The sequence below is a fragment of the Streptosporangium vulgare genome, assembly GCF_042428775.1.
Lineage (GTDB): Bacteria > Actinomycetota > Actinomycetes > Streptosporangiales > Streptosporangiaceae > Streptosporangium > Streptosporangium vulgare.
Genome location: NZ_JBHMBS010000010.1, coordinates 172,591 through 195,088 on the forward strand (window position 1 = coordinate 172,591; position 22,498 = coordinate 195,088).

23 protein-coding genes are annotated in these 22,498 nt (G+C 72.5%); 8 read left to right on the top strand and 15 right to left on the bottom strand.

Annotated features, from left to right (window positions below; all coding sequences use genetic code 11):
- Positions 1-21 precede the first annotated feature (21 nt).
- Positions 22-1,230, top strand: a complete 1,209-nt coding sequence (xseA, locus tag ACFFRH_RS22145) for an exodeoxyribonuclease VII large subunit (protein ID WP_386159210.1) — start codon at positions 22-24, stop codon at positions 1,228-1,230.
- Here xseA and ACFFRH_RS22150 read toward each other — a convergent pair.
- Positions 1,208-1,678 (bottom strand): GNAT family N-acetyltransferase, encoded by a 471-nt coding sequence (locus tag ACFFRH_RS22150; RefSeq protein WP_386159213.1) that lies wholly within the window; start codon positions 1,676-1,678, stop codon positions 1,208-1,210. The two genes, xseA and ACFFRH_RS22150, sit on opposite strands and share 23 nt — an antisense overlap.
- Before the next feature lie 229 nt (positions 1,679-1,907).
- Here ACFFRH_RS22150 and ACFFRH_RS22155 point away from each other — a divergent pair, with 229 nt between their 5' ends.
- Positions 1,908-2,138, top strand: a complete 231-nt coding sequence (locus ACFFRH_RS22155; protein WP_344748194.1) for an exodeoxyribonuclease VII small subunit — start codon at positions 1,908-1,910, stop codon at positions 2,136-2,138.
- Positions 2,139-2,202: 64 nt separating this feature from the next.
- Here ACFFRH_RS22155 and ACFFRH_RS22160 read toward each other — a convergent pair whose 3' ends face one another.
- Both ACFFRH_RS22160 and ACFFRH_RS22165 read right to left on the bottom strand, forming a co-directional pair.
- Positions 2,203-2,736: a DUF4245 domain-containing protein gene (locus ACFFRH_RS22160; RefSeq protein WP_344748195.1), complete on the bottom strand. Its 534-nt coding sequence runs from the start codon at positions 2,734-2,736 to the stop codon at positions 2,203-2,205.
- A gap of 63 nt (positions 2,737-2,799) precedes the next feature.
- Positions 2,800-3,405 (bottom strand): TetR/AcrR family transcriptional regulator, encoded by a 606-nt coding sequence (locus tag ACFFRH_RS22165; protein ID WP_344748196.1) that lies wholly within the window; start codon positions 3,403-3,405, stop codon positions 2,800-2,802.
- An 82-nt stretch (positions 3,406-3,487) separates the two neighbouring features.
- On the opposite strand from ACFFRH_RS22165, the gene glpX reads away from it, so the two are divergent.
- Positions 3,488-4,522 carry a class II fructose-bisphosphatase gene (glpX, locus tag ACFFRH_RS22170; protein WP_344748198.1) on the top strand — a complete coding sequence of 345 codons (1,035 nt, stop codon included), beginning with the start codon at positions 3,488-3,490 and terminating at the stop codon, positions 4,520-4,522.
- Positions 4,523-4,612: 90 nt separating this feature from the next.
- Here the strand turns inward: glpX and ACFFRH_RS22175 are convergent, their stop codons facing one another.
- The gene (locus tag ACFFRH_RS22175; RefSeq protein ID WP_344748199.1) at positions 4,613-5,215 is read right to left on the bottom strand and encodes a DUF1707 SHOCT-like domain-containing protein; all 603 of its coding nucleotides are present in this window, start codon (positions 5,213-5,215) and stop codon (positions 4,613-4,615) included.
- A gap of 384 nt (positions 5,216-5,599) precedes the next feature.
- On the opposite strand from ACFFRH_RS22175, the gene ACFFRH_RS22180 reads away from it, so the two are divergent.
- A complete protein-coding gene (locus ACFFRH_RS22180) occupies positions 5,600-6,796 on the top strand; it encodes an MFS transporter (protein ID WP_344748200.1) in 1,197 nt (398 codons plus the stop codon).
- A 243-nt stretch (positions 6,797-7,039) separates the two neighbouring features.
- On the opposite strand, the gene iolD is transcribed toward ACFFRH_RS22180, so the two are convergent.
- The 6 genes from iolD to pdxR form a co-directional block, all read right to left on the bottom strand.
- Entirely contained in the window at positions 7,040-8,881 is a 1,842-nt protein-coding gene (gene iolD / locus ACFFRH_RS22185; protein WP_344748201.1) for a 3D-(3,5/4)-trihydroxycyclohexane-1,2-dione acylhydrolase (decyclizing), read from the bottom strand.
- Between the two features lie 19 nt (positions 8,882-8,900).
- Positions 8,901-9,719 carry a 5-deoxy-glucuronate isomerase gene (gene iolB / locus ACFFRH_RS22190; RefSeq protein ID WP_344748202.1) on the bottom strand — a complete coding sequence of 273 codons (819 nt, stop codon included), beginning with the start codon at positions 9,717-9,719 and terminating at the stop codon, positions 8,901-8,903.
- A 217-nt stretch (positions 9,720-9,936) separates the two neighbouring features.
- Positions 9,937-10,818 (bottom strand): class I fructose-bisphosphate aldolase, encoded by an 882-nt coding sequence (locus ACFFRH_RS22195; protein ID WP_386159220.1) that lies wholly within the window; start codon positions 10,816-10,818, stop codon positions 9,937-9,939.
- 216 nt (positions 10,819-11,034) lie between these two features.
- Complete coding sequence (locus ACFFRH_RS22200; protein WP_386159223.1) at positions 11,035-12,021, bottom strand: TIM barrel protein; 987 nt, start codon at positions 12,019-12,021, stop codon at positions 11,035-11,037.
- 50 nt (positions 12,022-12,071) lie between these two features.
- Positions 12,072-13,049, bottom strand: a complete 978-nt coding sequence (locus tag ACFFRH_RS22205; RefSeq protein WP_344748207.1) for a Gfo/Idh/MocA family protein — start codon at positions 13,047-13,049, stop codon at positions 12,072-12,074.
- 168 nt (positions 13,050-13,217) lie between these two features.
- The gene (pdxR, locus tag ACFFRH_RS22210) at positions 13,218-14,795 is read right to left on the bottom strand and encodes a MocR-like pyridoxine biosynthesis transcription factor PdxR (RefSeq protein ID WP_344748209.1); all 1,578 of its coding nucleotides are present in this window, start codon (positions 14,793-14,795) and stop codon (positions 13,218-13,220) included.
- A 67-nt stretch (positions 14,796-14,862) separates the two neighbouring features.
- On the opposite strand from pdxR, the gene ACFFRH_RS22215 reads away from it, so the two are divergent.
- Positions 14,863-15,849, top strand: coding sequence for a DMT family transporter (locus tag ACFFRH_RS22215; RefSeq protein ID WP_344748211.1), 987 nt, complete (start codon positions 14,863-14,865; stop codon positions 15,847-15,849).
- On the opposite strand, the gene ACFFRH_RS22220 is transcribed toward ACFFRH_RS22215, so the two are convergent.
- Complete coding sequence (locus tag ACFFRH_RS22220) at positions 15,755-16,129, bottom strand: hypothetical protein (protein ID WP_344748212.1); 375 nt, start codon at positions 16,127-16,129, stop codon at positions 15,755-15,757. The two genes, ACFFRH_RS22215 and ACFFRH_RS22220, sit on opposite strands and share 95 nt — an antisense overlap.
- A gap of 250 nt (positions 16,130-16,379) precedes the next feature.
- On the opposite strand from ACFFRH_RS22220, the gene ACFFRH_RS22225 reads away from it, so the two are divergent.
- Positions 16,380-18,032: a fumarate hydratase gene (locus tag ACFFRH_RS22225; protein WP_344748213.1), complete on the top strand. Its 1,653-nt coding sequence runs from the start codon at positions 16,380-16,382 to the stop codon at positions 18,030-18,032.
- 270 nt (positions 18,033-18,302) lie between these two features.
- Here ACFFRH_RS22225 and ACFFRH_RS22230 read toward each other — a convergent pair whose 3' ends face one another.
- The 4 genes from ACFFRH_RS22230 to ACFFRH_RS22245 all read right to left on the bottom strand — a co-directional run bounded on the left by ACFFRH_RS22230 (position 18,303) and on the right by ACFFRH_RS22245 (position 20,483).
- Positions 18,303-18,854 carry a dihydrofolate reductase family protein gene (locus tag ACFFRH_RS22230; RefSeq protein ID WP_386159229.1) on the bottom strand — a complete coding sequence of 184 codons (552 nt, stop codon included), beginning with the start codon at positions 18,852-18,854 and terminating at the stop codon, positions 18,303-18,305.
- A gap of 127 nt (positions 18,855-18,981) precedes the next feature.
- Positions 18,982-19,446 (bottom strand): SRPBCC family protein, encoded by a 465-nt coding sequence (locus ACFFRH_RS22235; protein ID WP_344748215.1) that lies wholly within the window; start codon positions 19,444-19,446, stop codon positions 18,982-18,984.
- The gene (locus tag ACFFRH_RS22240; RefSeq protein ID WP_344748216.1) at positions 19,443-19,787 is read right to left on the bottom strand and encodes an ArsR/SmtB family transcription factor; all 345 of its coding nucleotides are present in this window, start codon (positions 19,785-19,787) and stop codon (positions 19,443-19,445) included. The genes ACFFRH_RS22235 and ACFFRH_RS22240 overlap by 4 nt, the downstream gene beginning before the upstream one ends.
- 153 nt (positions 19,788-19,940) lie before the next feature.
- Entirely contained in the window at positions 19,941-20,483 is a 543-nt protein-coding gene (locus tag ACFFRH_RS22245) for a GNAT family N-acetyltransferase (protein ID WP_344748217.1), read from the bottom strand.
- Positions 20,484-20,633: 150 nt separating this feature from the next.
- On the opposite strand from ACFFRH_RS22245, the gene ACFFRH_RS22250 reads away from it, so the two are divergent.
- Both ACFFRH_RS22250 and ACFFRH_RS22255 read left to right on the top strand, forming a co-directional pair.
- A complete protein-coding gene (locus tag ACFFRH_RS22250) occupies positions 20,634-21,242 on the top strand; it encodes a superoxide dismutase (protein ID WP_344748218.1) in 609 nt (202 codons plus the stop codon).
- A gap of 69 nt (positions 21,243-21,311) precedes the next feature.
- Positions 21,312-22,496, top strand: a complete 1,185-nt coding sequence (locus ACFFRH_RS22255) for a serine/threonine-protein kinase (protein ID WP_386159234.1) — start codon at positions 21,312-21,314, stop codon at positions 22,494-22,496.
- Positions 22,497-22,498: the final 2 nt, after the last annotated feature.

The window sequence follows — 22,498 nt, forward strand, 5'->3', positions numbered from 1 at the left end:
CCGGCGCGTAGGCTCCCGGCCATGAGCTCGAAGACCACCCCTGAGCAGCCCCTCCCGGTCCGCACGGTGTTGCAGATGGTCGGCGGCTGGATCGGCAAGCTCGGCACCGTCTGGGTCGAGGGGCAGATCACCGAGCTGACCGCCCGCGGCGGCACGGTGTTCCTCACCCTGCGCGACCCGGTGGCCAACGTGTCGGCCCGGGTCACCTGCCCGCGCGGCGTGTACGAGGCGACCCTCCCCCGGCCGGTCGACGGCGCCCGGATCGTGGCCCATCTGAAGCCCGACTTCTGGGTCAACAAGGGCTCCTTCGCGTTCACCGCGCTGGAGCTGCGGCCGGTCGGGGTCGGCGAGCTGCTGGCGCGGCTGGAACGGCTGCGCCAGTTGCTCGCGTCCGAGGGGCTGTTCGGTGTCGACAGGAAGCGGCGGCTGCCGTTCCTGCCGGGCACGGTCGGGCTGATCTGCGGGCGCGACTCGGCCGCCGAGCGCGACGTGCTGGAGAACTCGCGGCGCCGCTGGCCCGCCGTGCGGTTCAAGGTCGAGCCGGTGGCCGTGCAGGGGCCGTACGCGGTCGGCGAGGTCACCGAGGCGCTGCGCAAGTTCGACGCGGACGGCGAGGTCGACGTCATCGTGGTCGCGCGGGGCGGCGGGTCGATGGAGGACCTGCTGCCCTTCTCCGACGAGGCCCTCGTCCGGGCGGTCGCGGCGTGCCGCACGCCCGTGGTCAGCGCGATCGGCCACGAGCAGGACAACCCGCTGCTCGACCTCGTCGCCGACGTGCGCGCGTCCACCCCGACGGACGCGGCGAAGAAGGTCGTACCGGACGTCGGCGAGCAGCTGACGCTGATCCGCCAGCTCCGTGACCGGGGCCGCAGGGTCGCGGGCGGCTGGCTCGACCGCGAGACGGCCTGGCTGGCGGCGGCCCGCTCCCGTCCCTCTCTCGCCGACCCGGTGCGCGAGGTCGAACGCAGGGCCGAGCAGGCCGAGCAGCTCAGGGACCGGGCGAGACGCTCCCTCACCGCCTCCCTGGACCGCGCCCAGGATTCGCTGGAGCACCTGCGGGCCCGCCTGGTCTCGCTGTCTCCGGCCGCCACGCTGGAGCGCGGCTACGCGATCGTGCAGCGTCCCTCGGGCGATGTCGTACGCCTCGCGAGCGAGGTCTCCCCCGGCGACGAGCTGACGGTGCGCTTCCCCGACGACCGGGTGACGGTCAGGAGCGAGACCGCCACGTGAGCGAGGGGTAGCCGTCGTCGACGAAGCCGAGCTGCCGGTAGAGGGGCTCGGCGTCGGAGGTCGCGTGCAGGTCGACCCTGCGGACCCCGCTGTCGCGGTACCACCCCAGGAGGGCTCCCATGATCGCCCGGCCGTGCCCCCGGCGCCGGTACCGGGGGTCGGTGGCCATGCCCTGGACGTAGCCGTAGCGGCCGTTGGGAAGGCTGGGGCCGGGGAAGCGGTCGAAGATGAGGCCGATCCCGCAGGCCGCCAGCCCCCGCCCGGGGGCGTCCACCACGTAGACGGCCGTGTCGGGGCTGCCCAGCCGCTCTTCGAGGCTCTCCGCGTAGGCCCCCTGCCACTCCTCGTCGACCGGGTAGCTGCCGTCCTGGGCCATCCGGTCGGCCAGGACCTCACGGAGGCGCACCAGCTCGGGGATGTCCTCCGGGGTCGCGTCACGAACGCTCATCCGAGCATCCTCCCAGCCGTACGCTGCGGTGGAGCGACCGGGGAGGCACCCGCGGATCGTTTGTGGATCATCCTTGCCGAGACGCGGACGGTACGGCGGGGCGCCGGGCGGACGTCACCGGTGAGACCGCCCCGGAACCACACCGGGACCATGCCGGGCCCACACCGGGACCACGCCGGGTGGACGGCACAGGCTGAAGATCCCCGGGACACGACCTAAGGTGGGGTGCGTGGCCGATGAGAAGACACCGTCGTACGAGCAGGCGCGCGAGGAGCTGACCGAGGTGGTCCGCAGTCTTGAGGCGGGCGGGCTCACCCTCGAACAGTCGATCGAGCTCTGGGAGCGCGGCGAGAGGCTGGCCGCGGTCTGCGAGGAGTGGCTCCAGGGGGCCAGGGTGAAGCTCGCGGCGGCCATGGCGCAGCGGCGGCAACCCGACCCGTCCGGAGACGCCCCCTTCTGATCTCGCCTGGCCGTCGGCTCCCGCAGCCCGGAAGCCTTCGGAAGCCCTCCGGTTGGAGCGGACCTCAGGAGGTGACCTTCGGCTGCTGCTTGAGGGACCCGGCCAGGGCCGACAGCTCGTCCCACGGGGCGGTGCCGGTGACGACGATCGTGACGTCCGGCAGGAACCGTACGAGGGAACGCTGGTCCTTGTCCTCGCGGAGACGCTGCTCCCAGGTCACGCCGTTGATCTGGACGGTGCCGGTGACCGTGGAGGTGTTGGAGAGCCGGTTGGCGAACCCGGCGGCGGGCTTCTCGTTGCTCTGGGCGAGCATCGCGTGGAAGCGCTTGGCCGTGGCGAAACCGAGCCGCCAGGTGGTGACGCCGTTGGTGTTCGTGTTCCGGGAGCTGTTCGGGACCCATCCGGCGGCGACGGGCTCGGGGGCCCACACCTGGAAGGGCGCCGTACGGCGCAGGTCGGCCAGGGCGATCGAGTAGTCGACCCTGGGGATGTGCTCGGTCCTGCTCTGCGGCGTGACCAGCAGGAACAGGCCGACGGCGGCCAGACAGACCGCCATCGCGAACACGTAGCCGTAGAAGCCCTGAGTGAACTTTCGCACGACTGTCGACACTATCCGTTCGGGAGGGCGGTCCTGCCTCAGGGGCGGTGGATCCGGGCGATCTCAGGGGCGGTGGATCCGGGCGATGATGGTCAGCACGTCCTCGACCAGGGCCCGGGAGGCGTCCTCGTCGTCGGACAGGGCGACCTCGGAGACCGCGGCGGCGAGCGCGCCGGTGAGGACCACGGCCAGCGCGCCCTCGTCGCCCTCGAACAGGGCCGCGTTGCGGTTGGCCCACTGCCGGAGCCGGTCGCGCATGATGAGCTCGAACCCCGGCGGCCCGTCTCCGCGCAGGAACAGCGCGGAGATCTCCCGCTCGGCCAGGCAGCCCTCCAGGTAGGCGCGGGCCCCGGCGATGAACAGCCGCATCGGGTCGCTCTCGCCCTCGGCCCTGGCGTCCTGGACCGCCTGCTTGGTCCGCTGGGTCTGACGGGTCTGGAACTCCTCGAAGAGGGTGAGGTAGAGATCGGCCTTGCCGGAGAAGTGGTGGTAAAGACTTCCGACACTCGCTCCGGCGCGGGCGACCACGTCGGTGACCCCGGTCTCGGCGAAACCGCTCGTGACGAAGATCTCCCTCGCGGCGGACAGGAGCGCGACGCGCGTGGCGGCACCCCGCTCGGAGGTCCGCGCACCCACGCCTTTCACCAGTCGTTCCGTGTCGCTGCTCATGGTGGGCACATTATCCTCCGCCGACCGGTCAGAGGGGCGCCAACTACGATCGTTGCATTAACCACGAGAGGGGTTTCCCACCATGTCCGATGAGACGTCCGTTCCCGACGCCCTCGCCGCGGGAGAGCACGCACCCGATCGCAACCTCGCTCTGGAACTGGTCCGGGTCACGGAGGCGGCCGCGATGGCCGGTGCCCGCTGGGTCGGGCGAGGTGACAAGAACGGCGCCGACGGCGCCGCGGTCAACGCCATGCGCCAGCTGATCAACACGGTGTCCATGAGCGGCGTGGTGGTGATCGGCGAGGGTGAGAAGGACAACGCGCCGATGCTCTACAACGGCGAGCATGTGGGCGACGGCAGCGGCGCGGCGTGCGACGTGGCCGTGGACCCGATCGACGGCACCCGGCTCACCGCTCTCGGCATGCCCAACGGCATCTCGGTGATCGCGGTCAGCGAGCGCGGCTCGATGTACGACCCGTCGGCCGTCTTCTACATGGACAAGCTGGTCACCGGCCCCGAGGCCGCCTCGTCGGTCGACATCAACGCCCCGGTGGCCGACAACATCGCCGCGGTGGCCCGCGCCAAGGGCGGCGAGCCCTCGGACGTGACCGTGGTCGTCCTCGACCGCCCCCGCCACGAAAAGATCATCAGGGAGATCCGGGAGGCCGGCGCCCGGATCAGGCTCATCACCGACGGCGACGTGGCCGGTGCGATCATGGCGGCCCGGGTGGGCACGGGCGTCGACCTGATGCTCGGCATCGGCGGCACCCCGGAGGGGATCATCGCCGCGTGCGCGCTCAAGTGCCTGGGCGGCGTCATCCAGGGCAGGCTCTGGCCGCAGGACGACGCCGAGCGCCGCCGGGCGCTGGACGCGGGCCTCGACCTCGACGCCACGCTGAGCACCGACGACCTGGTCAGGTCCGACGACGTGTTCTTCGCGGCCACCGGGATCACCGACGGCGAGCTGATGCAGGGTGTCCGCTACCGCGCGGGGAGGGCCATCACCAACTCCCTGGTCATGCGCGGCCGTTCCGGGACGATACGGAAGATCGAGAGCGAGCACCAGCTCTGGAAGCTGCGGGCCTACAGCGCGATCAACTTCGACAGCGCCAGCTGAGATTCGACAGCGCCGGCCGAGAACCGGGTGCCGACTGAGAACCGGGTATCGGCCGAGAACCAGGTGCCGGCCGCTGACCCGGAAACGGCGTCAGCGGCGGAACCAGGAGCGGCGGGGGCGCTTGGGGGACTTGGCGACGATGCTCCCGAGCGTGACGACGCCGGTGATCTCGATGACCGGCCCGTCGGGCGAGGCCGGGACCTGGTTCTTCTTGCCCCCCATGTAGGCCGAGGCGGGCATCTCGATCCGCACGCCCTCGGGGACGATCAGGGTGAGGGTGCCGCCCATCACGGTGACGTGCAGGGTCACATGGCTGGACTGGAGCAGCGCGTCACACAGGTCGAGCTTGACGTTGGCGCAGATGGCGGTGGCCGTGAACCGGGTCGGCACCACCCAGCGGCCCGAACGCTCCTCGGAGCCGAAGAACGCCGCCACCGGGCGGACGTCGGTGCGGAGCGGCTGCGCCTCGGGCGGCAGCAGGTCGGCGGTGAGCGCGGAGAGCTCCCCCAGCGTGCGGGCGCGGTAGAGGGCCTCGGTGCGCTCGTCGTGCTCCTGGTGGTCGAGGCGCCCGTCGGCGAGCGCGTCGCCCAGCACGGCGGCCACCCTCTCGCGGTCGGTGTCTCCGGCCCTCAGGTCGGCGGGGCGCGGCTCGGGGGCGTAGCGGCGGACGGCGGGGGGACGGGAACTCTCCACCCTTCGACCATAATCCCTGACGGGACTCCGGCAGCGGTGCGAGGGCTCCGGCACGTGCCGAAAGTTCGGACCTCCCGTGGCGGCGCGAGCGCGGGCGTACCCCGGAGGTTCGAGCCTTCGGCGGCGGCGCGAGGGCTCCGGCACGCTCCGGAAGCCCGGATCTCCGGCGCCGCGGGCCCGCCCATCAGGAGAATCCAGCAGAATTCCGGCCACCCCGATCCCGGACGCGGCGAACTCCGGCCCCTCGGCTTCGCGTGCGCCGCCCGGCCCCCCGCCCCCGGCCGTGCCGGTGAAACCGGCAGGTGACCGGCCATTGACCCCCGGGTACCTCGCCCATACCCTGACGAGAACTTGAATCCCCCTCACGTTCCCCCGGAGGTCGTCATGCCGACCCCACGTGACCGGCAGGCGCGCGTGGCGACCCCACGTGACCGGCAGGCGCGCGTGGCGACCTGGGCGGCCTTCTTCGTCCAGGGCCTCTGCTTCGCCACCCTGCTCACCCATGTGATCGACCTCCAGCACAAGTTCGGGCTCAGCGACGGCGACCTCACCCTGGTCCTGCTGCTCGTACCGGTGATCGCCGGGGTCGGCAGCGCGGTCGCGGGCCTCCTGGCGAGCCGGTACGGCAGTGCCCCGGTCCTGCGGATCTCCCAGGTCGGCGTCTGCACCGCGGTGGTCCTGTCGGGCTGGAACGACCAGCTCGCCGGCCTGTACGCGCTCAGCGCCGTGTTCGGCCTGTTCGTCGGCGCGGTGGACGCGGCGATGAACATGCAGGCCGTCGCGGTCGAGCGCCGGTACGGCATGAGCGTGCTGACCGGCTTCCACGCCGTGTGGAGCGTCGGCTCGATGCTGGGGGCCGGGTTCAACTCCGCCTTCAGCGAGCTCGGCGTGGAGTTGCGCTGGTCCTTCTCCGTCCCGGTGCTGATCGGCGCGGCGATCTCGGTGGTCATGCTTCCCCGCCTCTACGGGCGGGAGGAGGAGCGGTCCACCGAACGGGCCGCGCCCGTGGCGGTCAGGGTGCCGTGGCGGCCGATCATCCCGCTCTGCCTGGCGATGGCGTTCCTGTACGTCGGCGACGCGGCGGTCTCCAGCTACAGCACCGTCTACATGGAGAAGGCGCTGGCGGCGAGCGGCTGGCTGGTGCCGTTCGCCTACTTCGTCTACCAGGCGACCATGCTCCTGGCCCGGGTCCCCGGCGACCTCGCCGTCCGCAGGTACGGCCCGGCGCCGGTGGTCCGGGCGGGCGCGGTGATCGCGGCCCTGGGCACGCTGGGGGTCGTCGTCGCGCCCGGCGTCGCGGTGGCCGTGGTGTCGTTCGGCCTGATCGGCATCGGCCTGTCCGTCATCGCCCCGCAGTCGTTCTCGGCCGCGGGCCGGCTGGGTGCCGGGGCGGAGACCGCGATCGCGCGGGTCAACATGTTCAACTACGTCGGCTTCCTCGTCGGCGCCGCCGTGGTCGGGACGCTCAACGACACGGTGGACATCCGGGTGGCGTTCGTGCCCGCCGTCGTCCTGGTGGCCCTGATCGTGTTCCTCGCCAGGGGCTTCCAGCCGGACCCGGAACCCGCCACACGGACGTAGAGCCGCCGTACGGACGTAGAGCCGCCGTACGGACGTAGAGCCGCCGTACGGACGTAGAGCCGCCGTACGGACGTAGAGCCGCCGCGCGGACGTAGAGCCGCCGCGCGGACGTAGCCCGCGAGAAGAGGACCCGCCGCGAAGCCCTGGCCCGCGAGAAGACCCCACCGGTGCCCGGGACCCGCCGCGCGGCCGTAGCCGGGCGAGGACCCCACAGGCGCCCACGGCCGCAGCCGCGCGAGGACCTCACAGGTAGGTGCGCTGGTCTCGTTTGGCCTGTTCGTAGGCGGCGCGGGCGCGACGCGCCTCCGGCAGCCCCGACACCTCCGCCACCGGGACGTCCCACCAGGCCGTGGTCCGGGGCCCGGGACCCGGCACCGTCTCGACGTACACGACGGTGGTGCCGACGGCCTCCCTCGCCTTGGTGAGCGCCACCCGCAGGGACTCGGGGCCGTCGGCGCGGATCACGGCGGCGCCCAGGCTGGCGGCGTTGGCTGCCAGGTCGACCGGGAGGAGGGCCCCGTCCAGCGCGCCCCCGGCCCCGCGCATCCGGTAGGCGGTGCCCAGGCGCCCCGCGCCGACCGCCTCCGACAGGCCCCCGATGGAGGCGAAGCCCCGGTTGTCGACCAGCACCACGACGAGCTTGACGCCCTCCTGCACGGCGGTGGCGATCTCCTGGGCCATCATCAGGTAGGAGCCGTCGCCGACCAGCACGAACACCTCGCGTTCGGGCGCGGCCAGCTTCACCCCGAGCCCTCCGGCGATCTCGTAGCCCATGCAGGAGTAGCCGTACTCGACGTGGTAGGACTTCGGGTCGCTCGCCCGCCACAGCTTGTGCAGGTCACCGGGCATCGACCCGGCCGCGTTGACCACCACGTCCGAGGGCCGGGCCACCTCGTTGACCATGCCGAGCACCACCGGCTGGGTCAGCGTGTCCCCGGTCGTCAGCAGGGAGACCTGCTCCTGCCACTCGTGGGTCAGGCGCGTCGCCCTCGCGGTCCAGCCGGGGTCGGCGCTCCAGTCGCCGAGGTCCAGGGCGCGCAGCGCCTCGCGGGCGTCGGCGACGAGCGTCTCGCCGGAGTGCTTGGCGGCGTCGAAGGCGGTGACGTTGACGTTGAGGAACGCGGCCTCGCCGAACAGGGTGCGGGAGGCGGTGGTGAAGTCGGTGTAGCGGGTGCCGACCCCGATGACGAGGTCGGCGTCGCGGGCCAGGTCGTTGGCGGCGGCGGTGCCGGTGTGCCCGATCGCGCCGACCGCGCAGGGGTGGTCGTAGGGCAGCGTCCCCTTGCCCGCCTGGGTCTCCCCCACCGGGACGCCGTGGTCGGCGGCGAACGCGGCCAGCGTCTCCCACGCCTCGCTGTAGACCACCCCGCCCCCCGCCACGATCAGCGGCCGCCGCGACCGTCTCACCAGCTCCGCCGCCCGTGCGAGCGCGGCGGGTTCGGGGACGGGACGCGCCACGTGCCACACCCGGCGGGCGAACAGCTCCTCGGGCCAGTCGTACGCCTCGGTCTGCACGTCCTGCGGCAGCGCCAGGGTGACCGCACCCGTCTCGGCCGGGTCGGCCAGCACCCGCATCGCGGCCAGGAGGGCGGACGGCAACTGCTCGGGCCGGTTGATCCGGTCGAAGAACCGGCAGACGGGACGCAGCGCGTCGTTGACGGTCGCGTCGGGGAAGCGGGGGTCCTCCAGCTGCTGCAGGACCGGGTCGGCGGCGCGGGTGGCGAAGACGTCGCCGGGCAGCAGCAGCACCGGGATCCGGTTGATCGTGGCCAGCGCCGCGCCGGTGACCATGTTGGTGGCGCCGGGGCCGATCGAGGAGGTGCAGGCGAAGGTGGACAGCCGGTTGCGGGCCCGCGCGTAGCCGGCGGCGGTGTGCACCATGGCCTGCTCGTTGCGCGCCAGGTAGTACGGGAGGTCGCCGTCGGTGCCCGCCCCCCGCTCGGCCAGGGCCTGCCCGATCCCGGCGACGTTGCCGTGGCCGAAGATGCCCAGGCATCCGGCCACCAGCCGGTGTTCCACGCCGTCGCGCTCCGACCACTGGTTCGCGAGGAACCGCAGGAGCGCCTGTGCCACGGTGAGTCTCATCGCCGCGCCTCCTAATGCCTCACAATGCCTTCGTCATCGGAAGCCTCGGGTCGACCGGCCGGTCCGTCCAGGAGGAGCGGATCCAGGCGTGCCGGGGGTCGTCGCGGAAGGCCATGGACCGCTTCTCGGCGGGTCCGGCCAGCACGTTCAGGTAGTAGAGGTCGTAGCCGGGGGCCGCCATCGACGGGCCGTGGTAGCCGTGCGGGACGAGCACCACGTCTCCGGCGGCCACCTCGGCCAGGGTGTCGTGGGTGCCGTACACCCGCTGGTAGCCGGGGCCGCCCTCGAAGTAGTAGATCTCCTCCAGCACGGCCTCGTGCTCGGAGGCCGTGTCGTGCTTGTGCGGCGGGTACGACGACCAGTTGCCGCCGGGGGTGATCACCTCCACCGCGACGAGCTTGTCGCAGTCGAAGGCGTCGGGGGCGCAGAAGTTGTTCACCTGGCGGCTGGCGGAACCGGTCCCGCGCACCTCGACGGGAACCGCGTCCGCGGGGCCGTACCGTACGGGAAGACGCCTGGTCGCGCGGGCGGCGGGGAGCGCGAAGCGGCCCTCGCCGGTGATCCGCGCGGTCGCGCCGACGGGCAGGTACGCGAAGTCGGTGACCGCGTGGAAGACCGAGGTCCTGCCGTCCAGCGTGAGCCTCTCACCGTCGCACTCGACCGCGCACGCGCCCGACAGCGGCAGGACCAGCATCTCCTCGTCGCCGGTGTCGAACTCCACGTCCTCGCCGGACAGGCAGAGCAGCCGGAGTCCGGCGTACGTCCACCCGGCCGCCTCCGGGGTGATCGACAGCGCCCACGGCGCCCGCGCGGTGCTTCCCGCGGGGACGAAGGTCATGACCACTCCTCGCCGTCGCCGCCCCGGCCCGCCGGTCTCCCGCCCGTGTCCTCTCCGGCACCGCTCCGGCCCGATCTCCCCTTCGGATCCTCCTCGTCGCCGCCCCGGCCCGCCGGTCTCCCGCCCGTGTCCTCTCCGGCACCGCTCCGGCCCGATCTCCCCTTCGGATCCTCCTCGTCGCCGCCCCGGCCCGCCGGTCTCCCGTTCACGGCACCGTTCATGTCACCTCCAGCATCGCCGCGGCGGTGTCGACGGCCGCGGCCACGTCGTCATCGGGGGGATACAGCAACGCGCGGCCCACCACCAGACCCCGCACGCCGGGAAGTCGCAGAGCCTCGCGCCAGGCCGCGTAGGTGAGCTCCGGCGCGCCGCCCGGGTCGCCCCCCAGGAGCAGCGTCGGCAGCGTGGTGGCCCGCATCACCCGTTCCATCCCGTCCACGACCGGGATCTTCAGCCAGGTGCGCGCGGAGGTCGCGCCGAGCCCCTGGGCGACGTGCATGGACCGGATGACCCCCTCGGGTGACAGGTCGTGGGTGACCGCGCCGGCCGCCCGCCGTGACCAGAACGGCTCGACCATCGCGACCAGGCCGTGCGAGGCGAGCTCGGTGACGGCCCGTCCACACGATTCCAGGGTGCGGGCGGTGGTGAGGTCGTCCATGCCGATCCGGCAGAGCATCTTGCCGCCGTCCAGACCCGTCCGGACGATCGTGGAGGTGTCGTAGGCGGTGAAGCGGTCGTCGAACTCGAAGGCCGACCCGTGCAGACCGCCCCGGTTCATCGACCCGATCACGACCTTGTCCTCCAGCGCGCCGAGCAGCAGGAGGTCCTCGACGATGTCGGGGGTGCCGAGCACGCCGTCCACGCCGGGCCTGGCCAGTGCCACGCACAGGCGTTCCAGCAGCTCCACGCGGCTCTCCATCGCCCCGGGACGGCTTCCGACGCCGACGACGCCCCTGGCCGTGTGGTCGGCGGCGATGATCAGGAGCCGGTCGCGCTCCTCCAGCGGTCTCCCGCGCCTTCGCGCCGCCGCCGCCTCGGCGATCCGCCCGGGAAACCGCGCCCGCGTGTCAATGAGCGTCCGGTGCTCTCGCTCGTTCATGTGCCTCCCACCCCTGCCGGGCCACCACCGCTCGCGCCGAGCACGTCCATCACCTCGTCGGCTCGTGGCATCGCCGGGGCGCGGGCCGGCCGGCCCGCGACGACGGACCCGGCCGCGTCAGCGAACCACGGCGTGGCCTCAGACGGCCGGCGTTCGAGGAGACCGCGGCACGGGGCGCCGCCGAAGGCGTCTCCCGCCCCATGGCCAGGACCTCGATCATGCGCGTCCCTCACCGGGCGGCTCGCCGCTCCCGGCCCCGCCACGCCCCGGCCCGCCACTCCCGGCCACACCGCTCCCGGACCCGCCGCTCCCGGGCTGCTCGGTCTCGTCGCCGGTGAGCTTCCTCAGGTACGCCAGGCTCTCGCGGACGTTCTCCTTGGGATCCCCGAAAGCCTCGCCGGGATCGCCGTCGCCGGGGTCCAGCACGATGTCCTGCTCCAGGACGTACCAGCCGTCGTACCCGGCCCTGGTCAGGCCGCCGACGATGGCGGGGAGGTCCACGTCGCCCCGGCCCAGCGGCCGGTAGAGGCCGTCCTTCACGGCCCGGGTGTAGGTCAGCTCGCCCGCCCTCACCCGCCCGGCCATGGCGGCGTCCACGTCCTTGAGGTGGACGTGCGCGATCCGTCCCGCGGCGTGGGAGACCAGCTCGGCGGGGTCGGTGCCGCCCGCGAGGAGGTGGCCGGTGTCGAGGCAGAGCGGCATCGAGCTGTCGTCGAGCACCCGCTGGACCTCCTCCCGGTTCTCCACCACGGTCCCGATGTGCGGGTGCAGGGTGACGGTCCTGCCGAACTCCTTGGCGTTCTTGAGGATCCGGCGCAGGTTGCCCATGAGGGTCTTCCAGGCCGCGGCGTCCAGCTCCGGCCTGGCGTTGTAGCTCTCACCGCCGGTGGAGGCGGCCAGCACGACCACGTCCACCTCGCCGTCCATGAAGGCGCGCATCGCGGCCCGGACGACCGGGAGCGGGTCGTGGTCGGCCTCGTGCAGGACGACGGGGACGAACCCGCCCACCGCCCGCAGCCCGTACTCCGCGAGGAGGGAGCGGCAGCGCGTCGGCGAGGGCGGCAGGAACCCGTCGGGACCGAGCTCGGTGGCCGTCAGGCCCAGCTCCCTCATCTCGGCGAGCACCCGGGAGCGATCCAGCTGCCGCCCCCATCCGGGGACCTCGCAGACACCCCAGGAGATGGGCGCTCCGGCCGTTCTCACCGGGCCGGTTCCAGCGGTGGGGCGGATCTCTCGCACAGGGTCGCCTCTTCTCACACGATCACCTCCGTGACGCGCACCGGACGCCCCTCGCGCCGGGAGAGCTCCGCGGCCTCGGCGAGGTAGAGCGCCGCGAGGGCGTCCTCGACGGTGCAGGGACTCTCCGTCTCCCCTCGCGCCGCGCCGAGAAACGCGTCGAGCTCGGCGACGTAGGCGGGCCCGAACCTGGCCGCGAAGTCGGGCCAGGGCTCGCCCGGCGGCCGCAGGCCCTCGACGCCGGTCAGCGGCACGCGCGGGTCCAAGCCGACCGCCCAGGTCCGCAGAGTGCCCGCCAGCTCCATCCGCACGTCGTACCCGGCGCCGTTGTATCGCGAACCTTGCAGGGTGACGAGCGTGCCGTCGTCCATGGTGAGCAGCGCGGCGCTGTTGTCGACGTCCCCCGCCTCGGCGAAGAACGCCTCGCCCCGGTTGGCGCCGGTCGCGTAGACGGTGTCGGCCTCCCCGCCGGTCACCCAGCGCAGGATGTCGAAGTCGTGGATGTGGCAGTCGCGGTAGATGCCCCCCGACAGCGGGATGTATCCGGGGTCGGGTGGGTGGGGGTCGGCGCTCACCATGTGCACCCGGTGCAGTGTGCCCAGCTCGCCGCCGGCCAGCGCCCTCCTCGCGGCGGCGTACCCGGCGTCGAAGCGCCGCTGGAAGCCGATGTGCACGACCGTGCCGCTCCGCCTGGCCGCGTCGAGCACGCGGAGGGTGTCCCGTACGCCGGGCGCCACCGGTTTCTCGCAGAACACCGGCACCCCCTCGGCGCAGGCGCGCATCAGCAGCTCCGCGTGGGTGGCCGTGGGAGTGGCGACCACCACCGCGTCGCTGTCGAACGCGTCTCCCACCCGGGCTCCCAGCCTGGCGGCCGCCTCCGCCGCCCGCCCGCCGTCCGCGTCGCTCACCACCAGCTCGTCGACCCCGGGATGCGCCGCCAGGGTCGCGGCGTGGCAGGCCCCGATCCTGCCGAGTCCCAGCAGTCCAACACGCATCGTGCCTCCGGAGGAGAAGAAAGCGGCCGATCTCCAGTTCTATGCGACAAGCCAGGAGCCGTCAAGAATTTGTCAGGACATAAGGACGATTCATCGGGCCGTACCGGAGGCTCCGGCGTGGACGCATCCGGCAGGCGGGAAGCGTGCTCACGGGCCGGAGAGGCACGCTCACGGGGCGGGAGGGCGGCGCAGGGCGTCCGCGAGGGCACGGATCGTCGCGTCGGCGCGGCGGGCGGGCAGGCGGGCGAAGCCCATCACCAGCGCGGGCGGGCCCGGGGCGTGCCGCATCGGGCCCACCGGCTCGACCGCGAGCCCGCACTCCTGGGCCGTCCCCGCCACCGCCGCCTCGTCCCAGCCGTACGGCAGCTCGGCGAGCAGGTGGAGCCCGGCGGAGACTCCCCGCACGGTGATCTCGGGAAGGTGCTCGCCGAGGGCCAGCGCGAAGGCGTCGCGGCGGGCGCGGTACTCCCGGCGCATCCTTCTCAGGTGCCGGTCGTAGCCGCCGGTCGTGACGAAGTCGGCCAGGACGTACTGCTCCAGGACGGGCGACCCCAGGTCCAGCTCGCCGCGGGCCAGCCGCAGCGACTCGGCGATCTCGGGCGGGGCGGCCACCCAGCCCAGGCGGAGCCCGGGGGCGAGGGACTTGCTGACGCTCCCGATCAGGATCACCCGGTCGGCGGCGAGCCCCTGCAGGCAGCCCACCGGGTCGCGGTCGAAGCGGAACTCCGCGTCGTAGTCGTCCTCCAGGATCGCCGCCCCAGTCCCGGCGGCCCACTCGATCAGCTCGGCGCGACGGCGGGGCGAGAGCACGACGCCCGTCGGGTACTGGTGCGCGGGGGTGAGCAGCACCGCGCGCGCCCCGGTCGCGGCGAGGGCCCCGACGTCGACGCCCTCGCCGTCCACCGGCACGGCGACCAGGTCCGCGCCCGCCGCGTGCAGCAGCGGCAGCTGGCGTCCCCCGGCGGGGTCCTCGACCGCCAGCCGGATCCGGCCGGGGGGCGGCACCGGACGCGCGGCCCGCCGGACGAACCAGCCGAGGTCGTGGGGCGAGCGGCCCCGGGGCAGCCTCCCCGCGAGCGCCTGGATCGTGAGGCTGATCCCCTGGGCCACCCCGCCCACGATCACCAGGTTGTCCGGGCCCACGTCGGCCGCCCGCACCCTCCTGAGATAGGCGGCCAGCTCCTCGCGCAGCGCCGGGACACCGCCGGGGTCGCCGTAGTCCAGGGCCTCGGCGGGCAGCGCGGCGAGCGTCCTGCGCATCGAGGCCAGCCACCGCTCCCTGGGGAACGCCCCCAGGTCGGGCGCGGTGGAACGGCGCCCGTGGTACGGCTCGCGATCCCTTTCCCGGCCGTGGGTCACCGCCTCCCCGTCGAGGGCCTCCGCTTCCCGCCCGGGAGGCTTCGCGGTACGGGACGCGGCGCGCGACGCTCCCTCCGGCGTCCCGGAAGGGCCGCCGGAGGCATCGGGACTCTCAAGGAGGGCGGGGAGGGCGGGACGGCCCGCCGCAGGGGCCACGGTGGTCCCCGCCCCGATCCGGGAGATCAGGAACCCCTCGGCGACGAGCTGCTCGTACGCCTCGACCACCACGCCGCGGGAGAGCCCGAGGTCCCTGGCCAGCTCGCGGCTGGCGGGCAGCCTGACCCCCGCGGCCAGGCGCCCGCGCCGCACCGCCTCGCGGAGCTCGCGGGCGATCTGGGCGGCGACGCCGCCCGCCGCCCGGTCGACGACGAGGTGCAGATCGGCCAATTGGTCCTCTGTTCCGCTGCCACATTGGACCCGACAGGGGTGCCATTGGCTCCCTAGCATTCCGCACATGAACGCAGATGTCAGCACCGGGCCCAGCGCCGCCGCCCGCACCGGCCCCGGCTCTCCCGCCCGGCCGGGACCGCGCGGCCCGGTCGAGGCCGCGACGGCGATGTTCCTGGTGGGCACCCTGGCGGCGGTCGCCGGGGTGATCGGGGACTACCCGGTCTACGGGGGCCAGGCCCTGCGCCACCTGCTGGCGGCCGCGGCCCTGCTCACCGTCGCCCGGGTCGCGGGGCTGCGGTTCGTCCGGCTCACGGCCCGCGAGACGGCGCTGCTGGCGACGCTCTCCCTGACGGGGCTGGTGATCTTCAATGTGTGCGTGGTCGAGGCCACCCGGCACGGCGGTCCCGCCCTGGTCGGCACCGTCCTCGGCACCGTGCCGCTGGCGCTGGCCCTGCTCGGCGGACGCCCCTCGCCCCGGCTGCTCGGGGCGGCGACGCTGGTCGCCGCGGGGGCGACGGTGGCCGCCGGGCTGGGCAGCGGCGACCTGACGGGGCTGCTCTGGTCACTGGGCGCGCTGGGCTGCGAGGTCTGCTTCTCCATGCTGGCCATCCCGCTGCTGCCCAAGCTGGGCGCGGTGCGCGTCTCGGCGTACTCGGTGACGCTGGCCGTGCCGATGCTGGTGGCCGCCGGGCTGCTCGTGGACGGCACCGCGATGTTCCGCGCGCCGACGGTGCCCGAGGCCGCGGGCCTGGGCTACCAGGCGCTGATCGTGACGACCGTGGCGTTCTTCCTCTGGTACGACGCCCTGCCCCGGCTCGGCCCGGGAAGGGCCGGGCTGTTCGCCGGGCTGATCCCGGTCGGTGCCATCGTCACCGGCGCCGTCCTCGGCCTGGGCGCGCCCTCGGCGCCCGACCTGCTCGGCGCCGCGCTCGTGGTCACCGGCATCGTCGTCGGCCTCAGCTCCTCGGGCTCACCCGCTGGGCGGGCACGTCGACCGGCTGGGGCGGGGCGGACCGCTGCCGAGGGATCTCGACCCACTGGGGCAGGTTGACCTGCCGCGCGGGCTCCTCGGCCTCCCGCTCGGGAAGGGGCAGGGTCACCTGCTGCGAGGGCAGGCTCGCCCGCCCGGAGGCGACGTCGAGCCGCTGCCGGGAGGTGGTCAGCGGGGGCTCCGGCCAGCTCACCGGCCACTGGGGAGTACGGCCGTTGGACTCCTTGATGCTCGTCAGTGTTATGGCTATGAGTGACACGCCGAGGCCGGCCACCACGAAGAGGGCCACGAATGCCAGCAGGACGATGTTCCCGGCCAGGACGCTGTTTCCGATGTTCATGCTGTCCCCCAGCTTCCGCCGGACGCTCGGTCCGGCTCTTTCCAGCTTTCCCCGTACATTCGGACATATGTGCACAAAAGATGCATAGCCAATTAATATTTATCCTAAATGTGCTGATTTAATGCCATATGTCCGCCCGGTTGCGCGGGGCCCGGGGAGAGGGAGACCACCGCACCGACCGCGAGGATGGAGCGTGAACGCGAGGCCGTACCCTCTAGGGAAAACGCGCCCGCACGGAGGATCGACGACGATGCCCGAGTTCGACTACACCGACCTGCTTCCCATGGGACCGGACGAGACGGAGTACCGTCTGATCACCACCGAGGGGGTACGGGTCGTCGAGGCCGCGGGCCGCAGGTTCCTGGAGGTCGAGCCCGAGGCGCTGCGGCTTCTCACCGAGAACGCGATCCACGACATCTCCCACTACCTGCGGTCGTCCCACCTCGCCCAGCTCCGCAAGATCATCGAAGACCCCGAGTCGAGCGGGAACGACCGCTTCGTCGCCCTCGACCTGCTGAAGAACGCGTCGATCTCGGCGGGCGGCGTCCTTCCGATGTGCCAGGACACCGGCACCGCGATCGTGATGGGCAAGCGCGGGCGCCACGTCCTCACCGACGGCGCCGACGCCGAGCACGTCTCGCGCGGGGTCTACGACGCCTACACCCGGCTCAACCTGCGCTACTCCCAGATGGCGCCCCTCACCATGTGGGAGGAGAAGAACACCGGCTCCAACCTCCCCGCGCAGATCGAGCTCTACGCCGAGGACCCGGGCGGCCACCCCGACGAGTACAAGCTGCTGTTCATGGCCAAGGGCGGCGGCAGCGCCAACAAGTCGTTCCTGTACCAGGAGACGAAGGCGGTGCTCAACGAGAAGCGGATGCTCCAGTTCCTGGAGGAGAAGATCCGCTCGCTCGGGACCGCCGCCTGCCCGCCGTACCACCTGGCGATCGTCGTCGGCGGCACGTCCGCCGAGTTCGCCCTGAAGACCGCCAAGTACGCCAGCGCCCGCTACCTGGACTCCATCCCCACCGAGGGCTCCCCCTCGGGCCACGGCTTCCGCGACACCGAGCTGGAGGCCAAGGTCTTCGAGCTCACCCAGAAGCTCGGCATCGGCGCGCAGTTCGGCGGCAAGTACTTCTGCCACGACGTCCGCGTCATCCGCCTCCCCCGCCACGGCGCCTCCTGCCCCGTCGCCATCGCGGTCTCCTGCAGCGCCGACCGCCAGGCCCTGGCGAAGATCACTCCCGAGGGGGTCTTCCTGGAGCAGCTGGAGACCGACCCGGCGAGGTTCCTGCCGGAGACCACGGACGACCACCTCTCGGACGACGTCGTCAAGATCGACCTCAGCCGCCCGATGCCGGAGATCCTCGCCGAGCTGACCAGATACCCGGTCAAGACCCGCCTGTCGCTGACCGGGCCGCTCGTGGTCGCCCGCGACATCGCGCACGCCAAGATCGGCGAGCTGCTGGACGCGGGCGGCGAGATGCCCGAATACCTCAAGAACCACGCGGTCTACTACGCGGGCCCCGCCAAGACCCCCGAGGGCTACGCCTCGGGCTCCTTCGGCCCCACCACCGCCGGGCGGATGGACTCCTACGTCGAACGCTTCCAGGCGGCCGGGGGCTCGAAGGTCATGCTCGCCAAGGGCAACCGCTCCAAGCAGGTCACCGACGCGTGCCGGACCCACGGCGGCTTCTACCTCGGCTCCATCGGCGGCCCCGCCGCCCGCCTCGCCCAGGACTGCATCAAGAAGGTGGAGGTCCTGGAATACCCCGAGCTGGGCATGGAGGCCGTCTGGAGGATCGAGGTCGAGGACTTCCCCGCCTTCATCGTCGTGGACGACAAGGGCGAGGACTTCTTCACCGACTCCACCGGCCCCGTCCTCACCATCGGCCGCCGCTGACCTCCCCTCCTGACGGGCCTGACGGGGCGCCGCCCCGTCAGGATCCGCCGCACCGCCGCCCGAGGTCGACGAGCTTCACATCGGAGCACCGTGCGGCGGTGTGCGCGAGGTCGGCGGTGAAGCCCGGCCGGGAGAACAGCGGGAGCTTGGGGCGCGCGGCGGCTTTCGTTTGCTTCGCGGTCGTGCGGGGCGAGGTGTTCACAGGACGGGCGAGGTCACCGGCCGGGCGGCGGCGTGGAGGTCATCGCTCCACGCGGTAGTGCAGGTGCGTCACGCCGGGTGCCGGTATGGCCGCGACGAGGCTGAGCCGCACGTGGCCGGGCAGTTCCTGGAAGAGCCGTCGTCCGGCGCCGAGCAGGACCGGCACCTGGTGGACGACGATCTCGTCGACCAGGGCGGCGGTGAGAGCGCCGCCCCCATCAGGCCGACGTCGAGGTCCCCCGCGCTCTCGCGGGCGGCGGTGAGCGCTTCCTCGATCGAGGTGGCGAACCGCTGAGCCGGCGTCGCCTCGGGCGGTGCGGGGCGGTGACTGACGACGACGAGGGGTGCGGTGGGGTGCGGGCTGCCGTCGCCCCAGCCGTTCGCGTCGTCGTAGCTGTTACGGCCCGCGACCACCGCCCCGACGCGCTCGGCGAGGGGGTCGACGAAGCGGCGGGTCGCCGCGGAAAGCCGGAACCCGGGGACGACCGTGCTGAGCGTGTCGCCGTCCCAGTACCAGCCGTGCAGGACGGTGCCGTCTCCGAGCCCGTACCCGGGAGAGGGGGCGCGGCCGGTGATGAAGCCGTCGACGGAGACGGCCATGTTGCTGAGGATCTTGGTCATGATCTCCTGCTCTGTGGCTCTGCGGAAGGTCCAGCGGGCCGGGAGGGGGTGCGCGCGCCGTTGGGGTCCGCGAGCACCGGGGACAGGGGCCGAGCCGGGACAAGGCCGCTTCGCCGGTCCGGCGTGGTCATCGGGTCAGCAGCCGGTCCAGGCGCGCCATCGAGTCGCGGACGCCGTGCTCCATGCCGCTTTCGATCATCGCGTCGCGGCTGTCCACCGAACCGAACACCGCGTGGGTGCGCACGCGGGTGCGTCCGCCGAGGTCCTCGAAGATCAGTGTCTCCAGGCTGACGTCGTGGGGCCGGCCGTCGTACTGGAAGGTCTGCACGATCCGCTCGCCTGCCACGACGGTGTGGAACACGCCACGGAAGCCGTGTTCACCGGCCCGGTCGCGGTGGACGTAGCTGTAGCGGCCGCCCGGGACCACCTCGTACTCGATCAGGGTCGTGGTCGTCCCGGACGCTCCCAGCCACTGCGGGACGAGCTCGGGGTCGGTCCAGGCCCGGAACACCAGGGCCGGGGGCGCGTCGAACTCGCGCACGATGTCGATGAACGGCGTGCCGGGTTGGGCGGTGATCGTCGTCTCGTTCACTTGTCCTGCTCCTTCATGTTCTCCAGGACCGCGTCCATGCGGCGGTGGCGCTGCTCGGCGACCAGCCGGTAGGTGTCGATCCAGCCGGTCAGCTCCTCCAGGGCGGCCGCGTTCAGGTGGCACGGCCGGCGTTGGGCATCGCGGCTGCGGGTGATCAACCCGGCCGTCTCCAGCACGTGAATGTGGCGCGAGACGGCCTGCTTGGTGATTGAGAAGGGTTCGGCCAGCTCGTTCACGGTCGCCTCGCCACGCGACAGCCGGGCGATCATCGCGCGCCGGACGGGATCGCCCAGCGCGGTGAACGCCCGGTCCAGTCGCTCGTCCCGATCGTCAACACTCATGTTGTTCAACCAATTCTTTTATCAACCGATATGTTGAATATAGGACGAGGGACGTGAGCCGGTCAACCCCCCGGTGGCGCCCATCCGGTGCGCGACGCCGGTTCCGCCCCCACCCGCGCCCTCACCGGGGTCGCCGCGACCGCGGCGAGGACGTCACCCCGGCTTCGGGGGCTCGGGGCTCGGGGAGAGGTAGACGCGGAAGGTGCGGAACGGCTCACGGGGGACGTCGAACTCGCACAGCCGGGACCAGCCGAGACGCTCGTAGAGGCGTACGGCGGCGGTGGCCGCGGATGAGGTGACGAGCCAGGAGGGGCCCGCGTCCGCGGCGACGCGGCGGAGCAGGGAGGCGCCGAGACCCCGGCCGGCGAAGCGCGGGCCGACCGCGAGCTCGTGGACCTCGAAGCGGGCCCTCAACACCGACGTGTCGCCGCCGAGAGCGGCCGCGATGGGGCGGTAGAGGCGGTCGGCGGGCCACGGGTCGGGGGTCGCGAAGCCGTAGCAGAAACCGGCGGGCTCGCCGTCGACGCAGGCGGTCACGCAGCGGAATCCGGGCTCGCCCATCTGTGACGGCAGGCGCCCGGCGAACGCCTCGACCTGGTCGGGGGTCTCGTGCCACGGCGGCGGCGTGAACGCCGCAGCGTAGATCGACCTCAACGCCGCGACGCTCGGCGTCGCGTCGTCGAAGACCGGTGGCACGAGACCTCCTGGACCAAACCGACACTCGCCATCATGCCGCAACTGCAACTTCTTCGCAATAGATGGAGAGCTAGGCCGCAAGGCTGATGCAGATGCAAATGAGTTGCAATAGTGTCCGAGGGAAAGGTGATCAACGAGGAGGTAGCCCGCATGGGTGAGTACGTCCTGCCCGACATGCCCTACGACTACGCGGCCCTGGAGCCCGCGATCACCGGGGAGATCCTGGAACTGCACCACTCCAAGCACCACGCCGCGTACGTCAAGGGCGCCAACGACACCCTGGAGCGGCTGGCCGAGGCCCGCGACAGGGGCGAGTTCGGCGGCCTGGTCGGACTGGAGAAGACCTTCGCCTTCAACCTGTCAGGGCACGTGCTGCACTCGATCTTCTGGGAGAACCTCTCCCCGGACGGCGGCGACCGCCCCGACGGCGAGCTGGCCGCGGCCATCGACGAGCACTTCGGCTCCTTCGAGGCCCTCCAGAGGCAGCTCACCGCCGCCACCGCCGGGGTGCAGGGCTCCGGCTGGGGCATCCTGGCCTGGGAACCACTGGGTCGTCGCCTGGTCGTCGAGCAGGTCTACGACCACCACGGCAATGTCGGGACGAACTCCACGCCGCTGCTGGTGTTCGACGCCTGGGAACACGCCTATTACCTCCAATACCGCAACGTACGCCCCGACTACGTGGAGAAGTTGTGGACCCTGGTCAACTGGGCGGATGTCACTCAGCGTTTCTCAACAGTTACTAGCGCGAAAATCTGACCCAAGTTGGCAAGAAGATTCGGCCGGGTCTCTACTGGTCGCATTACGCAAATCGGTAAGCTGCACCACATGCGTGCGCCGCCCGGATACCTTCTCGCAGCGCGCTACCGGCTGTCAGAACCGGTTGGGCGCGGCGGCATGGGCACCGTTTGGCGGGCACACGACGAGTTGCTCAACCGTGAGGTGGCCGTCAAGGAGGTGCGCCTGCCCCTCGTCCTCGACGAGGAGCTCCGCGCCGAGCTGTGCGCCAGGACCGAGCGCGAGGGACGCGCGACCGCGATGGTCGCCCATCCCTCCGTCATCACCGTCTTCGACGTCGTCACCGAGGACGAGCGTCCCTGGATCGTGATGGAGCTGCTCCGCGCCCGATCGCTGGAGCAGCTCCTCCAGGACCACGGCCCGCTGCCGCCGCGCCAGGTGGCGGAGATCGGCCGTCAGGTCCTGGGCGCGCTGCGCGCCGTGCACGCCAAGGGGATCCTGCACCGCGACGTGAAGCCGAGCAACGTCCTGGTGACCGACGACCGGGCCGTGCTCACCGACTTCGGCCTGGCCGCGCTCGAAGGCGACGTGTCGATCACCCAGGCGGGCATCGTGCTGGGTTCCGCCGGATACATCGCCCCCGAGCGCGTGCTGGGGGCCAAGGCCAGCCCGTCCGGCGACCTGTGGTCGCTCGGCGCGACCCTCTACACCGCCGTCGAGGGCCGGGGCCTGCACGGGCGCCGTACGGCGGCGGCCGCGCTCGCCGCGCTGACCAGTGGCGAGCCGATCCCCATGGAGCGGGCCGGACCGCTGACGCCGGTGCTGCGCGGCCTCCTCACGATCGACCCGAACTCCCGGCTCGACGCGGGACGGGCCTCGATGATGCTCGCCAGGGTGGCGGCCGGCGGGATGGTCGAGGAGTCCTTCTCCAGGCCCCCGGGGCGACCCGACGGCAGGCCGTCCACGAGCGGGTCCGACGGGGCGTCGGCTCCGCCGTTCAACCGCCGCTCACACCATCGCGGGCTGCACCGGGTCGGCTCCGCGCCGCCCCCGGCACCGCGGCCCTCGTCGCCGGGGACACCCCCGCCGCCGTCGGGGCCCGCGTCGGGGCCGACACCCCAGCTTCGCGCGCATCGACGGCCCGGCGAGGGCGTCCACCGCAAGCCGGCAGACATTTCGCCAACCTATCGCCCGTTTGTCCGTTTTATGACACCCTTCATAAGGTTGGTCCTCCCACGTCTTCTCTGGCCGAGGGAACTCCGTAAGCGCGGGTAAAG